Origin of the sequence: Hymenobacter plasmatis (assembly GCF_020711255.1) — a bacterium.
GTDB lineage: Bacteria > Bacteroidota > Bacteroidia > Cytophagales > Hymenobacteraceae > Hymenobacter.
In genome coordinates this window covers 220,009-233,460 of record NZ_JAJFAW010000002.1, presented here as the reverse complement: position 1 = coordinate 233,460, position 13,452 = coordinate 220,009, and the positions used below count along the sequence as shown (strand labels likewise).

General features: G+C 61.3%; 15 protein-coding genes. 6 read left to right on the top strand and 9 right to left on the bottom strand.

Annotation, left to right across the window (positions count from 1 at the left end; genetic code table 11):
• Positions 1–44: 44 nt before the first annotated feature.
• Positions 45–1,046, bottom strand: coding sequence for a sugar phosphate nucleotidyltransferase (locus LJ738_RS02335; RefSeq protein WP_227784716.1), 1,002 nt, complete (start codon positions 1,044–1,046; stop codon positions 45–47).
• Between the two features lie 185 nt (positions 1,047–1,231).
• On the opposite strand from LJ738_RS02335, the gene LJ738_RS02330 reads away from it, so the two are divergent.
• The 3 genes from LJ738_RS02330 to LJ738_RS02320 all read left to right on the top strand — a co-directional run bounded on the left by LJ738_RS02330 (position 1,232) and on the right by LJ738_RS02320 (position 3,219).
• The gene (locus tag LJ738_RS02330) at positions 1,232–1,810 is read left to right on the top strand and encodes a LemA family protein (RefSeq protein ID WP_227784715.1); all 579 of its coding nucleotides are present in this window, start codon (positions 1,232–1,234) and stop codon (positions 1,808–1,810) included.
• 93 nt (positions 1,811–1,903) lie between these two features.
• Entirely contained in the window at positions 1,904–2,362 is a 459-nt protein-coding gene (locus LJ738_RS02325; RefSeq protein ID WP_227784714.1) for a TPM domain-containing protein, read from the top strand.
• Positions 2,359–3,219: a TPM domain-containing protein gene (locus LJ738_RS02320; RefSeq protein ID WP_227784713.1), complete on the top strand. Its 861-nt coding sequence runs from the start codon at positions 2,359–2,361 to the stop codon at positions 3,217–3,219. The genes LJ738_RS02325 and LJ738_RS02320 overlap by 4 nt, the downstream gene beginning before the upstream one ends.
• A gap of 86 nt (positions 3,220–3,305) precedes the next feature.
• On the opposite strand, the gene LJ738_RS02315 is transcribed toward LJ738_RS02320, so the two are convergent.
• Positions 3,306–3,938, bottom strand: a complete 633-nt coding sequence (locus LJ738_RS02315) for a DUF1684 domain-containing protein (RefSeq protein ID WP_227784712.1) — start codon at positions 3,936–3,938, stop codon at positions 3,306–3,308.
• A gap of 150 nt (positions 3,939–4,088) precedes the next feature.
• Here LJ738_RS02315 and LJ738_RS02310 point away from each other — a divergent pair, with 150 nt between their 5' ends.
• Positions 4,089–4,268: a hypothetical protein gene (locus tag LJ738_RS02310; protein ID WP_068191003.1), complete on the top strand. Its 180-nt coding sequence runs from the start codon at positions 4,089–4,091 to the stop codon at positions 4,266–4,268.
• A gap of 78 nt (positions 4,269–4,346) precedes the next feature.
• Here the strand turns inward: LJ738_RS02310 and LJ738_RS02305 are convergent, their stop codons facing one another.
• The 5 genes from LJ738_RS02305 to LJ738_RS02285 form a co-directional block, all read right to left on the bottom strand.
• Positions 4,347–5,021 carry a sterol desaturase family protein gene (locus LJ738_RS02305; RefSeq protein ID WP_227784711.1) on the bottom strand — a complete coding sequence of 225 codons (675 nt, stop codon included), beginning with the start codon at positions 5,019–5,021 and terminating at the stop codon, positions 4,347–4,349.
• 58 nt (positions 5,022–5,079) lie between these two features.
• A complete protein-coding gene (locus LJ738_RS02300; RefSeq protein ID WP_227784710.1) occupies positions 5,080–5,607 on the bottom strand; it encodes a shikimate kinase in 528 nt (175 codons plus the stop codon).
• Positions 5,608–5,707: 100 nt separating this feature from the next.
• Positions 5,708–6,766: an ABC transporter permease gene (locus LJ738_RS02295; RefSeq protein ID WP_227784709.1), complete on the bottom strand. Its 1,059-nt coding sequence runs from the start codon at positions 6,764–6,766 to the stop codon at positions 5,708–5,710.
• Between the two features lie 139 nt (positions 6,767–6,905).
• Positions 6,906–8,054, bottom strand: coding sequence for a BT_3928 family protein (locus tag LJ738_RS02290; protein ID WP_227784708.1), 1,149 nt, complete (start codon positions 8,052–8,054; stop codon positions 6,906–6,908).
• A gap of 122 nt (positions 8,055–8,176) precedes the next feature.
• On the bottom strand, positions 8,177–8,713 hold the full coding sequence (locus tag LJ738_RS02285; RefSeq protein ID WP_227784707.1) for a DUF1599 domain-containing protein: 537 nt from the start codon (positions 8,711–8,713) through the stop codon (positions 8,177–8,179).
• A 138-nt stretch (positions 8,714–8,851) separates the two neighbouring features.
• Between LJ738_RS02285 and folP the strand changes: the two genes are divergently transcribed.
• Positions 8,852–9,727, top strand: a complete 876-nt coding sequence (folP, locus tag LJ738_RS02280; RefSeq protein ID WP_227784706.1) for a dihydropteroate synthase — start codon at positions 8,852–8,854, stop codon at positions 9,725–9,727.
• Positions 9,728–9,834: 107 nt separating this feature from the next.
• A complete protein-coding gene (cdaA, locus tag LJ738_RS02275) occupies positions 9,835–10,671 on the top strand; it encodes a diadenylate cyclase CdaA (protein ID WP_227784705.1) in 837 nt (278 codons plus the stop codon).
• Between the two features lie 129 nt (positions 10,672–10,800).
• Here the strand turns inward: cdaA and kbl are convergent, their stop codons facing one another.
• The gene (gene kbl / locus LJ738_RS02270; RefSeq protein ID WP_227784704.1) at positions 10,801–12,048 is read right to left on the bottom strand and encodes a glycine C-acetyltransferase; all 1,248 of its coding nucleotides are present in this window, start codon (positions 12,046–12,048) and stop codon (positions 10,801–10,803) included.
• Between the two features lie 251 nt (positions 12,049–12,299).
• Positions 12,300–13,388 (bottom strand): patatin-like phospholipase family protein, encoded by a 1,089-nt coding sequence (locus tag LJ738_RS02265; protein WP_302715989.1) that lies wholly within the window; start codon positions 13,386–13,388, stop codon positions 12,300–12,302.
• Between the last annotated feature and the right edge of the window lie 64 nt (positions 13,389–13,452).

The following is a 13,452-nucleotide window of genomic DNA, read 5'->3' as shown; positions in this document are numbered from 1 at the left end:
TTGGAGACCGAAAAGTACGAAAGGGCCGCCCACTACCGTCGCACTTAGCTATAATCAATCTCGGTATTGTCCCCGATGTTCAGGGAGTGGTTCATGCCCCGGAACGAGGCGTCGGAGCCCACGATGCAGTCGTGCAGCACCGCCGAGCTCAATTCCGAATACGAACCGATGATGGAGTCACTGAGGATGGTGCTCTTGATGATGGTTTTGTCGCCAATGGCCACGTTGGGCCCAATGATGGAATGCGAAATCTGGCAGCCGCGCCCAATGCTGACCGGCGGAATTATCACGGTGTCGGGGAATTCGGAATAGTCGCGGTCCTCCAGAAACTCGGGCCGGTTGAGCAGGCGGGCGTTGGCTTCGAGCAGGGTTTCCTTACGGCCGCAGTCAAACCAGTTGTCTACCGGGCAGGTCGTCATCGCCTCGCCTTCCTCGATGAGGTGCATCAGCGCATCGGTGAGCTGCAACTCGCCGTGGGTGCGCACGTCGGTGTCGTGCAGCCACTCCAGGGCCTGGGCCAGCTTCTCGGGGTAGGCCAGCTTGTAGAGGCCCACCATGGCGTAGTTCGACTTCGGAATCTTCGGTTTTTCGACCACCTTGCTGACGCGGCCGCCGGCGCCGGTTTCGACCAGCCCAAACATGCTGGGCGTTTTTACCTCCTTCACGGCCAGCACCGAGCCGGGCGTGGCCAGCAGGGCGGGCAGGTCCACGTCCACGATGGTGTCGCCGAGCAGGATGAGCACGCCGTCGGTGTCGTGGCGAAACTCTTCGCGGGCCAGCCATAGGGCGTGGCCGAGGCCCTCGCGGGGCTCCTGCACCACAAAAGTGGCCTGCAGATTGGGGTAGTGGCGGCGCACGTAGCGCACGATTTTATCGCCCAGATAGCCCACGATGAACACAAACTCGGTGAGCCCCGCGCCCTGCAGGCGGTCGATGATGTGGCCCAGAATGGTGTTGCCAGCCACCGGCACCAGGCTTTTGGGCTGGGTGTGGGTATGGGGGCGCAGGCGCGAGCCAATGCCGGCAACGGGAATTACTGCTTTCATTTTAGACGGTGGAAGCGCGAAGAGTTATGGTTGAGGCAAGCCCCGCTAAGAAGCAAGCTACAACTACTAGGGCCAAGCTGCGTACTTTGCGCCGAGCCGGCAACCAAACCGGCCCGGCAACGGCAAGTTTTGCCGTTGCTAATAAACCATCCTCTTACCACTTTCTCTTTCACCACCGTACCACCATGAAACGCTTTCTTCTTTATTTCGCGGGCCTGGCCTTGTTGCTCACCCAGTCATCGTGCGGCTACAACGGCATGGTGCAGCGCGACCAAGCCGTGAAAGCCCAGGCCGGCAACGTGCAAAGCGCCTACCAGCGCCGCAACGACCTCATCGGCAACCTGGTGAATACGGTGAAGGGCGCCGCCAAATTTGAGCAGGGCACGCTCACGGCCGTTATCGAGGCCCGGGCCAAGGCCACCAGCGTGCAGCTGAACCCCAACGACCTCACTCCCGAAAACATCCAGAAGTTCCAGGCGGCCCAAAGCCAGGTATCCGCGGGCCTGGGCCGGCTGCTGGCCGTGTCTGAAAACTACCCCGACCTGAAGGCCAACGCCAACTTCCAGGAGCTGCAGGCTCAGATAGAAGGCACCGAAAACCGCATCAACGTGGAGCGCAACAAGTTCAACGCCGTCACCAACGACTACAACACGTTCACCCGCTCGTTCCCAAACAACCTGTTTGCGGGCATCTTCGGCTTCCAGCCCAAGCCGTACTTCGAAGCCGACCCGGCCGCCAGCAAGGCGCCTACCGTTCAGTTCTAGTTTCAATGAGGAATGACGAATGAGGAATGAAGAATTGGCTCAACTAGCCTCTTCTCAATTCATCATTCGTCATTCCTCATTCTTCATTCAAACATGACATCTCCCCTTACCCCCGAGCAGGACGCGGCCTTGGTTGCGGCCATTCGCAAAGCCGAGGTGATGACTTCGGGCGAAATCCGGGTGCACCTGGAAGATACCTGCCCCACGCCCGAGCCCCTCGACCGCGCCGCCCAGGTGTTTGCCGAACTCGACATGCACAAAACCGCCGCCCGCAACGGGGTGCTGTTTTACTTGGCATGGGAGAGCCGGCAGTTTGCCGTCATCGGCGATGCGGCCATCAATGCGGCCGTGCCCGACGATTTTTGGGAAACCACCAAAGAGGCCGTACTGGAGCAATTCCGGCACGAGCGGTACGTGCTGGGGCTCGAGCGCGGCATCACCATGGTGGGCGAGCAGCTCAAGCGCTACTTCCCTTACAACGCCACCACCGACCAGAACGAGCTGGACGATTCCATTTCTTTTGGCGGCGCCAAACCGTCTTCCGACGCATGAAAAATCCTGTGGCTGACGCCCAGTTGTTAAAGCCACTTCGCTCGGGAGCCAGCGCGTGGGCCGGCCGGGCGTACCGGGCCGGGTTGCTCTTATTGGCGCTGCTGTGGCTCCTGCCCGCGCTGGTATCGGCCCAGGCCATTCCGCCGCGGCCCAACCCGCCGCGCCTAGTGAACGACCTGGCCAACCTGATGCAGCCCGGCGAAGCCGAGGCGCTGGAGCAGAAACTGGTGGCCTACAACGACAGCACGTCCTCGCAAATTGCGGTGGTGACCGTGCCCGACCTCGACGGCGACGACATTGCCGACTACGCCCAGAAGCTGTACGAAAGCTGGGGCATCGGCCAGAAAGGCACCAACAACGGCATCCTCATCCTGGTGGCGAAGCAGGAGCACCTGGCCCGCATCCAAACCGGCTACGGCCTGGAAGGCGCCGTGCCCGATGCCCTGGCCAAGCGCATCATCAGCAACACGCTGGTGCCGGCTTTTCGCCAAAACCAATACTACGCCGGGCTAAACCGCGCCACCGACCAGCTCATTGCCCTGGCCAAAGGCGAGTACAAGGCCGACCCGGCCGACATGGAGCAGCAAGGTGGGCGCAATGGCGGGGGCTCCGGTCCTCCTTTCTGGCTCATTATCGGCATTCTGGTGCTGGTGTTCATCATGCTCCGCAATCGCGGCGGTGGCCGGGGCGGGCGCGGCAACCGCGGCTTCGGCGGGGGCTTTGTGCCGCCCATCATCTTCGGCGGCGGTGGCTTCGGTGGTGGCGGAGGCGGCGGTTTTGGTGGTGGAGGCGGTGGTGGCTTCGGTGGCTTTGGCGGCGGCAGCAGCGGCGGCGGCGGCGCCAGCGGCAGCTGGTAAGCAGTCATTTAGCCCAATTTTGCTTAGATGACAAAAAGCCCGTCCTGCTCAGCAGGACGGGCTTTCCCTTTTCTTGTTAGGTCCTTTTAGTGGTCGCTGCGAACGCCAGCCGGGATGGCCACCGGCAAGCGGTTCTCGGCCGGTGGCACGGGGCAGGAGTAGCCGTGCTGGTAGGCGCAGGAGGGGTTGTAGGCGCGGTTGAAGTCGAGCACCATGGTGGTGGCGCCGGCCGGGGGCAGGCGCAGGTCGAGGTAGCGGCCCCCGCCGTAGCTGCCGTGCCCGTTGGTGAGGTCGGTGAAGGGCACGAACAGGTAATCTTCCAGCCCCGGCCGCTTCAGCAGGTCGACGCTTTGGTAGACGTTGAGCCGCAGGGCTTGCCCATTCAGTACAAAGCGCAGCTCGCCGTACTTGCGGTAGAGCGGGCGGCGCGCCGTGCTGGTTTCCATGGCAAAGGGCTGCGAGGTGGAGTCCCGCACCAGTTGGGCCACCACGTAGTAGCGGTAGCGGGTGGGGTAGTAGGGCAGGCTCTTAAAGGTGCGGCGCTCTTCGGCCGTAAGCGGCGACTCGCTGGGGTTGCTGAATTCCTGGTTCAGCGCCTGCTGGAAGGCCAGCACGCTTTGGCCGTGGGCCACAGAATCCAAGGGGCTCAGCGGCGCCTGTGCGTAGGTTGTCCGGCTCAATAGTCCTAATGCCAGTGCCAATAATAGTTTGCCATTCATGGCGCAAAGCTAAGCGGCCAATCAGCCTAGCCACAGTTGAGCTGGTGCTAGGTGCTCGAACTCAACCTTTTTGCCGCTGCCTCAGTATTAGCAAATATTCAGCGGTACTAATTCTGCTGGCACTTCTTTCACTCCCTTCCTTTCTCAGCCATGACTCTTTCCCGCTATTCCCTGTTCCTGTTTCTCTGCGTGTTGGCTACTTCGCTCACCGGTTGCGAAGCCATCGGCAGCATCTTCAAGGCCGGCGCGTACACGGGCATCATTGCCGTGTTCATCGTCATCGCGCTGCTGTGGTTTATCGTGAGCAAGATGCGCGGCCCGCGGAGCTAATCGGGTATTTATATTTCAAACAAAAAGGCGGCCCCATTACGGAGCCGCCTTTTTGTTTGCTTATCAGCTCAACAAAAGCTAGTTGGCTTTCTTGCTGGGCATGGTGCCAATGATGTGGTCCCAGAGCGTGCTGGATACGCCAAACGCCACCTCGTCTTGCCGGTAGTGGTGCTGGCTGTGGTGCGTCCACCACACTTTCAGAAAGTTCTTGGGGGGCGAGTACGCGTGAATGGCGTAGTGCACAAACAGGTACATGGCGTAGCCAAACGTGAAGCCCGACAGCAGGCCAAAGGCATAGGACCCAAAGCTGAGGCGGAAGATGAAAAACAGCAGCGAGGCCACAAACACCGTGACGATGGGCGGCATGGCCAGGCGCGTCTTGTCCTTGGGATACTCGTGGTGCACGCCGTGGAAGGTGTACTGAAACTTGGCCCGGCCTGGTGTGGTGGCCGGAATGTGGTAGAGGTAGCGGTGCACGGCATATTCGGCGTAGGTGAACGCGAACAAGCCCACCAAAAACAGCCCCAGCGCCGACGCGCCCGACATGAAGCCGTGGGTCAGGCCGTAGTACAAGCTCATTACCGCAGTCAGCACAAAAATGCCTACTGGCAGGGCAATGTTGGTATGCGAAAGCCGCTCCAATACCGGGTTCTGGAACAGTTGGGCTGAGCCTTTGTGCTTGGGCCGCACGGGGGCCGTGGCGGCGGGCTGGGTAGGCGTAGCGGCTGGTTCTTCGGTGGATACTGATTGCATAAGGGTAGCGAACGTCGAACTATAGGAATTAACAAAATTACGCTTCCTGCGGCAATTCTTATGCCGGAGGTAGAGCAAACCCCGCTGTTGCGAGTTGGGCCGCGACGGCGGAGGCCGTGCAGGCGGCTTCGGTGCAGCGCAGCCGGGCCTGCTCGTAAAACTGCTTTCGAGCGTCCAGGGTTTTGCGGAGCCACGCTTCGGTGGGGCCCGCGGTGGCCAGCAGGGGGCGGCTGGCAGTTTCGGCCGCGGCGGCCAGGCGGGCGGCTAGGGTATCCACCGACACATCCAGCCACAGCGTGAGGCCGGCGGCATTGAGCACCGCCAGGTTGTTGTGGAAGCAGGGTGTGCCGCCGCCGGTGGCCAGCACCAGAGGCTCCGGCCGGGCCGCTATTTCGCGCAATACATCGGCTTCCAGCTGCCGGAAATGGGCTTCGCCGTGCTGTAGGAAGATGGCCGGTATCACCTGCCCGGCCCGGGCCACGATTTCGGCATCGAGGTCCAGAAAGGGCAGCCCGTAGTGGGCGGCCAGGGCGCGGCCCAATGTGGTTTTGCCCGAGCCCGGCATGCCGATGAGGTAAAGCTTCACAGGAAATGACGAATGAGGAATGACAAATGAGGAGTTTGTAAAATCAGGCCTGTTGAAATAATTCTCCACGCCTCATTCTTCATTCCTGAATAGGGATGCGTTAGCTCAATTTCACCCGGGGGTCGAGCACGGCGTAGAGCACGTCTACCACGATGTTTATCAACACAAAGAGGGCGGCCACAAACAGCGTGGCGCCCATCACCACCGGGAAGTCCAGGTTCTCCACCGCGCGCAGCGTCACGGTGCCCAGACCCTTCCAGTTGAAGATGTATTCGATGAAAAAAGCCCCTGCCATGAGTGAAGCGAGCCAGCCGGATACGGCCGTCACCACGGGGTTGAGGGCATTGCGCAGGGCGTGGTGCAGCACGGTGGCCGTCTTGCTCAGGCCCTTGGCCCGGGCCGTGCGGATGTAGTCCTGGCTCAACACGTCGAGCATGCTCGAGCGGGTGAGCTGCGTGATGATGGCCAGCGGCCGGATGCCCAGCGCAATGGCCGGGAGCAGCAGGTTGCGCAGCACCAGGTGGCTTTCGCCGGTGAAGGGGTCGGTTTCGTAGAGCTGCCCGGTGAGGCTCAGGCCGGTCCAGTGGCTCCAGTAGAAGCCAAACGTGACGGCAATGGCAATGGCCGCCACAAACGACGGCACCGAAATGCCCAGCACCGACGTGGTGACCAGCGAGCGGTCCAGCGCCGAGTGGGGCCGCAGCGCCGCCGCCACGCCAAAGGCCACACCCCCGATGCTGGCAATGACCATGGCCGCCAGCGCCAGCCACATGGTGCCGGGGAAGTAGTCGAGCAGAATGCGCAGCACGTCCTTATTGCTTTGGAAGGAGCGGCGCAGGTAGGGTTTTTTCAGGACTAGGGCCCGGCTGCCCAGCGGCAGCAGCGCCACGCCCCCGTAGCGGGCCTGCCCAGCCGAGTCGCGCGGGTGCAGCCCCAGCGGGGATACATCGTTGAGGTAGCCCATCAGGCGGGTGGGCAGGGGCTGGTCGAGGCCCAGATCGGCGGTGATGGCGGCTTTGGTGGCCAGGTCGGTGCGTTGGCCAGCCAGCAGGGCGGCCGGGTCGCCGGGCAGCACGTTGAACAGCAGAAACACCGTGCACGCCACGCCCACAAGGACCAGCAGGCCCTGAGCCAAGCGACGGAGGATAAAAGAGAGCATTAATTGGGAAGAACAGGCGTATTAAACAAAGAACGTCATGCTGAGCGCAGCCGAAGCATCTCGCGTGCAGCAGTATTCCAGATGATTGCAACGAAGCAGGCGAGATGCTTCGACAAGCTCAGCATGACGTTCTTTTTACTTACTGCAGCTTCTCCTCCACCTTCCCGATGCTCGGGATGTCGTGGTAGTGGTACTTGCCCTTCACTACGCCATCTTTCAACAGGACAAAGCCGGGGTTGGAGCGAATCATGGATTTGAGCACCGTGGCATCGGCGTAGTAAAAGGGCACGGCGAAGTTGGCATTGTGGCGGAACACATCGAACTCGTCGGGGCTGCTGCTCGTGATGATGAGCGGCGTGATGTTGCGGCGCGACTGCTTGGCATCTTCAAACAGCTTGTTGATTTGGTCGTAGCGGTCGCGGTCGGTTTTGTCGGTGTTCTGCACCACGAGCACCAGCTTGTTGCCGCGCAGCAGCTCGGGGGTGTAGTCGCCTTCGTCGTTCCACACCCGGAAATCGGTGATTTTGGGCGCGGCCTCGGGGTTGATGGCCACCATGCTCTTGTAGGTCCAGGTGGAGTCGGGGTAGGTGGTGAACTCCTGGGTTTTCCCGTTTTTCTCCATGATGTACTTGTAGCGAATTGGCTCGCTGGGCTTCATCAGCTTGCCGATGTCGTTGCCCACTTTGTAGGGCAGGAAATCGAAATACGGCAAGTGGCCCAGCGCCCGCACCCCGATGCCGATGGCAATGGCCGAGGCAAAGGTCATAACCATCACGCCCGCTGTGCCCTGAACAAAGGAATGGCGCAAAAACCGCTGATGGAAAAACACAATGCCCCACAACACCATCAAAAACAGGTCTTTGATAAATGAGGTCCAGGGCGAGAGCTTGATAAAATCGCCGAAGCAGCCGCAGTCGGTTACCTTATTGAAGGCCGCCGAGTAGAAGGTGAGAAAGGTGAAAAACAGCAGCAAGCCAAACAGCAGCCACAGCGTAACGCGCAGGTGCCAGCGCAACAGCAGGGCCACGCCCAAAATAACCTCCGAAGAGCACAGGATGATGGAAATGGTGCGTGCGCTACCCTTGAAATAGAGGAAGAACGAGCCGAAGTCGGCGGCGAATACCTCAAAGTATTCCTCCAGCTTGTAAGCCGTGCCCACCGGGTCGTTCAGCTTGATGAGGCCGGAGAAAACGAACAAGGCTCCCAGCAAAAACCACGACACCCGGGTGACCGTGCGCAAAGGGTGGGGAGCAGGAGCAGTTGCGGTAATGGAGCTGGGTATTGACATAAGACAAAGTAAGCCCGTGGCAAACGGCCAGGCAACGCCCTGGGTTCGGGCAGAAACAGATTCATAGCCCAATTAGGCTCCCCTCCAGAGTAAGGAGGGGAATGGTTATACTACTGCTTGGGCTACTTTTCCCCGCGCAAAATCAATGCAAACACGGCGTAGTTTAGCATGTCGCGGTAGCTGCCTTCCACGCTTTCGCTCACCCAGGCATCGCCGCCGATGTCCTCGAGCTGCTTCACGCGGTGCAGCTTCATCAGAATCAGGTCGGTGATGCTGGCTACGCGCATCTGGCGCCAGGCCTCGCCGTAGTCGTGGTTTTTGGCCAGGAGCAGGCGGCGGTTTTCGGCGGCTTCGTGGTCGTAGGCGGCGGCCACGGCTTCCGGGCTCATGTCGAGCGGGGTGTCGGGCGGCAGGTGCAGCTGCATCAGGGCAATGAGGCAGTAGTTGATGATGGCCACAAATTCCTCGTTCACGTCGTCGGCCACGAGCTGCACGCCGGTTTCCTGTATGGTGCGGATGCGGTTGGCCTTGATAAAAATCTGGTCCGTGACCGAGGGCAGGCGGAGAATGCGCCAGGCCGTGCCGTAGTCGTGGGTTTTGGCCAGAAATAAGGTGCGGCAGCGGGCCAGCAGCAGGTCGTAGTGTTCGGGAGTGGTCAAGCGGTGCGCGACAACTTAATATTGTCATCCTGAGCAGCGCGAAGGACCTTATCACGTCCGCCCTGCCTGGGTAAATGATTCCAAATAACACGCAGCCGTGATAAGATGCTTCGTGCCTCAGCAGGACAAAGTAAATCCATGCATTCTCAGCATCCGTCTATTCACCCAGTCGCTCAGTCACTCCTGAGCCCGCACGGCCGCGTGCTCAGCCTGCGCCAGCCGCACGTGATGGGCATCCTCAACCTCACGCCCGATTCGTTTTTTGCCGGCAGCCGGGTGGCGTCCGAACGCGACCTGCTGGCCCGCGCCGAAGCCATGCTCGCCGCCGGCGCGGCCGTGCTGGACCTGGGTGCCTACAGCACCCGCCCCGGCGCCGAGGACATCCCGGAAGCAGAAGAAACCCAGCGATTGCTGCCCGCTATTGATCTGCTGCGCCGCGCGTTTCCCCACGCGTTTCTCTCCGTCGATACCTTTCGGGCCCGCGTAGCCCAAGCCGCGGTAGCCGCCGGGGCCGACCTGGTAAACGACGTGGGCGGCGGCCTGCTCGACCCCACCATGTTTGCCACCGTGGGCCAGCTGCGCGTGCCCTACGTGCTCATGCACCTGCGCGGCACGCCTAAAACCATGGCCCACCTCACCCATTATGAGGACGACCTGGTGCTCACGCTGCTGCGCTACTTCCGCGACCGCCTGGCCGCCCTACGCCACGCCGGCGTGGTCGACGTGCTGCTCGACCCCGGCTTCGGCTTTGCCAAAAACGCGGCCCAAAACCACGAGCTGCTGCGCCGCCTGCCCGAACTGCACGTGCTGGGGCTGCCCGTGCTGGCCGGGCTGTCGCGCAAAAAGATGGTGTACGGCCCGCTGGGCCTCGGCCCCGAGGCCGCGCTCAACGGCACCACGGCCCTGCACATGGTGGCCCTGCAGGGCGGCGCCCGGCTATTGCGCGCCCACGACGTGCCCGAAGCTCGTCAAACCATACAATTATTTGCCAATACCTTTTCAATGGCGGAATAAAGGCCGTAATTTGAGAAATGGAAAGCTAGCCGTGCAACGGCCGCGCTGTGGCGCGTCTCTTTTGTTGGCGGTGCTTTGTCTTCCGCTCCTTCCTTCAGCCCCACTCCATGTCCGGCCCTTTCCCCATCAACTTCCTGCGCTTTGGCTGGATTGACGCGGCCGACGTGCTTTTGGTAACGGTGCTGTTGTACCAGCTATACAAGCTGTTGCGCGGCTCGGTGGCGCTGAACGTGGCCCTCGGCCTGGTGTCGTTCTACCTGCTGTACCTAGTGGTGAAAGCCACGGGCATGGAGCTGCTTACCAAGATTCTGGGCCAATTTATGAGCGTGGGCGTGCTGGCCAGCATCATTCTGTTTCAGCAGGAAATCCGGCGGTTTTTGCTGAGCGTGGGCAAGGCCACCACCCTGGAGCGGGTGCGCGGCTGGGCCCGGGGCCGCTCCCTGGAAGTAGAGCCCATGTCGATGGGCCCGTTTGTGGAGGCGGCCAAAAGCTTGTCAAATAAGTACACAGGCGCCCTCATCTGCTTCGCCCAGGCCTCGGACCTGACAGCCTTCGCCGAATCCGGCGACCGCCTCGATGCCGAAATCAGCAAGCGCCTGCTGCTTTCCATCTTCAATAAAACCAGCCCCCTGCACGACGGCGCCGTGATTGTGGCCAACGGCCGCCTGCTGGCCGCCCGCTGCATCTTGCCCGTGAGCGAAAACCCCGACGTGCCCGCCTCGCTCGGCCTGCGCCACCGCGCCGCCATCGGCCTGAGCGAAGTCACCGACGCCGTGGTGCTGGTAGTAAGCGAAGAAACCGGCGCCATGAGCCTCGTGTACCACGGCGAAGTATACCGCAACCTGGCCACCGCCGAGCTACGCAGTCGGCTCAACGAGTGGCTGCTGAAAGCCCCCAGTGCTCCTGCCGCCGCAGCTTCCTATAAATCAGAAGCGGCCGCCTGAGAATTCAGGCGGCCGTTTCGTTATGTAGAGACGCGACACTTCGCGTCTCGTCGTTGGGATACCGTTTGGGCGTTATCGTTCAACGCCGAGACGCCAAGTGTGGCGTCTCTACATCGTTTTTGGGCTGATTCAGGGCGTGTTCGTCACCACTTGGCCTATGGCTGACTGCGCAGCGCCCGGCTCCTTGAGGGTGCCCAGCTCTTTGCCCACTTCGATAAAGGCGGCAATGGCCTTGTCCAGATGCGCGCGGGTATGGCCGGCGCTGAGCTGCACCCGGATGCGGGCCTGGCCCTGCGGCACCACGGGGTAGTAGAAGCCTACCACGTAAATGCCCTTGTCGAGCATCTTGGCGGCGAATTCCTGCGCCAGCTTGGCATCGTACAGCATGACAGGCACGATGGGGTGCTGGCCGGGACGGATGTCGAAGCCCGCTTCGGTCATCTTCTCGCGGAAGTACTTGGTGTTTTCCTCGAGCTGGTCGCGCAGCTTAGTGCTTTCGGTGAGCAATTCCAGCACGCGCAGCGAGGCGCCCACGATGGCGGGCGCCAGGGTGTTGGAGAACAGATACGGCCGGCTGCGCTGGCGCAGCATGTCGATGATTTCCTTACGGCCCGAGGTGAAGCCGCCCATGGCGCCGCCCAGCGCCTTGCCCAGCGTGCCGGTGATGATGTCGATGCGGCCCATCACGTCGCGGAATTCATGGGTGCCGCGGCCGGTTTTGCCCAGGAAGCCCGAGGAGTGGCACTCGTCCACCATTACCAGGGCTTGGTACTTGTCGGCGAGGTCGCAGATTTTGTCGAGTTGGGCGATGGTGCCGTCCATGGAGAACGAGCCGTCGGTGACGATAATGCGGTGGCGCGTGCCTTTGGCCTGGGCGTCCTGAAGCTGCTTTTCCAGGTCAGCCATGTCGTTGTGCTGGTAGCGGTAGCGCTGGGCCTTGCACAGGCGCACGCCGTCGATGATGCTGGCGTGGTTCAGCGCATCGGAAATAATGGCGTCCTGCTCGTTGAACAGCGGCTCGAACACCCCGCCGTTAGCATCGAAAGCCGCGGCGTAGAGAATAGTGTCCTCAGTACCCAGAAACTCAGCCAGCTTCTTTTCCAGCTCTTTGTGAATGTCCTGCGTGCCGCAGATAAAGCGCACCGAAGACATGCCGTAGCCGTGCGAATCGATGGCTTCTTTAGCGGCTTTGATTACCTCGGGGTGCGACGACAAGCCCAGATAATTGTTGGCGCAGAAGTTCAGTACCTCGCCCGCTTCGTCGGTTTCAATTTCGGCGCCCTGGGGCGAGGTGATGATGCGTTCCTTCTTGAAAAGGCCGGCATCCTTGATTTCCTGAAGCTGCTTTTCGAGGTCGGGCTGGAGGGTGGCGTACATAAGTCAGGGGAAAGTGGTGGGAAGTAGTGAGGCGAAATTACGCAGGTCGGCGTAGCCAACCGACTTGTATGGCATCTGTCAAGACAAACGGCTGTCATGCGCTCGGGACTGTCATGCTGACGAAGGAAGCATCTTCTCACGCTTGGGTCGTTCTGCGGTGATAAGATGCTTCCTTCGTCAGCATGACAGCCGATTGGGTTTGCTTACTTGGTAAAGACGCTTTGCTGCGCTCAGCATGACCACGTTTTACATTACTTGGGCTGCCGCGACAGAAACGCCTGCACGCCTTGCCGGCCGCTGTCCATCAACTGCTGCTTCTGGGCATTGGAAACCCGCTTGATTTTGGGGCTGAAACCCAGAAAATTGATGCTCACGGTACGCTTCCAATCGGCGGGCTGGACGGGATTGAGATTTTCGAGGGCCACCGTGTACAGGGCGCCCATGTAGGTATTGAAATCCTGGATGTCGTAGGGCGCGAGCTGCTGGCGGCCGGCCGCCGCGGTGTCGAGTGGAATCTGCTCGGCGCGGTCGAGGCGCAGGCCCAGAGTTTCGGAATTGAAGACGTTGCCGCGCGCATCGGGCATGCCGGTGGCCCCAGCGGGGAGGTAGCGCGGCTTGTCAAACAAATCGATGGGGTAATTGGCCAGCAAACCACCATCTACCAGCACCTGCACGGGCTGGCCCGGCGCGGGAGTGCCCGTTATCACGTGGTTCTGGGCATCGAGCAGCACCGCCCGGAAATACAGCGGAATGCTCATGCTGATGCGCACGGCGTCGGCCACCCGCATGGTAGGCGTGGTTTCGTGGCTGAACACCTGCACCCGCTGCGTGGTGAGGTTGGTGCCGGTGGTGTAGAGGTCGCGGAAGCGAGTGGGTTGCTGTTGGGCTAAGTGGTGCAGCTCGCCGAGGGTGAGGTTAGGCTGCTGGGTTTTGCGGGCCACCAGCTCGCTGAGGTAGGTGGCGAATTCATCGCCGCGGTACCAGCCGTATTGCTTCACCAGCCGGTGGCTGCCCCCGAAAAAGATGAAGCGGCCGTCGTTGAGCCGCTGCACGGGCGTGGCATTCACCACCTCAATAATTTCACTGGCCGAATAGCCCACCGCCAGCAGCGCCGCCTGAATGGCCCCCGCCGAGGTGCCGCCCACCCGCTCGATGCCACGCAGCAGCCCTTGCGTTTCGAGCTCCTGCAGCGCGCCGCCGTAGGCAATGCCGCGGATGCCGCCGCCTTCCATCACCAGGTTGCGGTAGCGCGGAGCCGGGGCTTGGGCCCGCGCGGCGGCCCCGCTCAAGCACAGCAGCACGCCGAGGCCCAAGCGAAGCAAAGCATTCTGTGTAAACATGCCGCCAAAGATACCGTAGAGCCGATGGCGCGTTGGCTACGGCTGTCCCGGTATCTTTGCAGTC

What these genes read in the sequence shown, in the direction of transcription:
- LJ738_RS02325 (WP_227784714.1), top strand. Translation starts at nt 1,904, where the DNA reads ATGACATCTCCCCTTACCCCCGAGCAGGACGCGGCCTTGGTTGCGGCC.
- LJ738_RS02310 (WP_068191003.1), top strand. Translation starts at nt 4,089, where the DNA reads ATGACTCTTTCCCGCTATTCCCTGTTCCTGTTTCTCTGCGTGTTGGCT.
- LJ738_RS02320 (WP_227784713.1), top strand. Translation starts at nt 2,359, where the DNA reads ATGAAAAATCCTGTGGCTGACGCCCAGTTGTTAAAGCCACTTCGCTCG.
- cdaA (WP_227784705.1), top strand. Translation starts at nt 9,835, where the DNA reads ATGTCCGGCCCTTTCCCCATCAACTTCCTGCGCTTTGGCTGGATTGAC.
- kbl (WP_227784704.1), bottom strand. Translation starts at nt 12,048, where the DNA reads ATGTACGCCACCCTCCAGCCCGACCTCGAAAAGCAGCTTCAGGAAATC.
- LJ738_RS02265 (WP_302715989.1), bottom strand. Translation starts at nt 13,388, where the DNA reads ATGTTTACACAGAATGCTTTGCTTCGCTTGGGCCTCGGCGTGCTGCTG.
- LJ738_RS02330 (WP_227784715.1), top strand. Translation starts at nt 1,232, where the DNA reads ATGAAACGCTTTCTTCTTTATTTCGCGGGCCTGGCCTTGTTGCTCACC.
- LJ738_RS02315 (WP_227784712.1), bottom strand. Translation starts at nt 3,938, where the DNA reads ATGAATGGCAAACTATTATTGGCACTGGCATTAGGACTATTGAGCCGG.
- LJ738_RS02335 (WP_227784716.1), bottom strand. Translation starts at nt 1,046, where the DNA reads ATGAAAGCAGTAATTCCCGTTGCCGGCATTGGCTCGCGCCTGCGCCCC.
- folP (WP_227784706.1), top strand. Translation starts at nt 8,852, where the DNA reads ATGCATTCTCAGCATCCGTCTATTCACCCAGTCGCTCAGTCACTCCTG.
- LJ738_RS02305 (WP_227784711.1), bottom strand. Translation starts at nt 5,021, where the DNA reads ATGCAATCAGTATCCACCGAAGAACCAGCCGCTACGCCTACCCAGCCC.
- LJ738_RS02295 (WP_227784709.1), bottom strand. Translation starts at nt 6,766, where the DNA reads ATGCTCTCTTTTATCCTCCGTCGCTTGGCTCAGGGCCTGCTGGTCCTT.
- LJ738_RS02290 (WP_227784708.1), bottom strand. Translation starts at nt 8,054, where the DNA reads ATGTCAATACCCAGCTCCATTACCGCAACTGCTCCTGCTCCCCACCCT.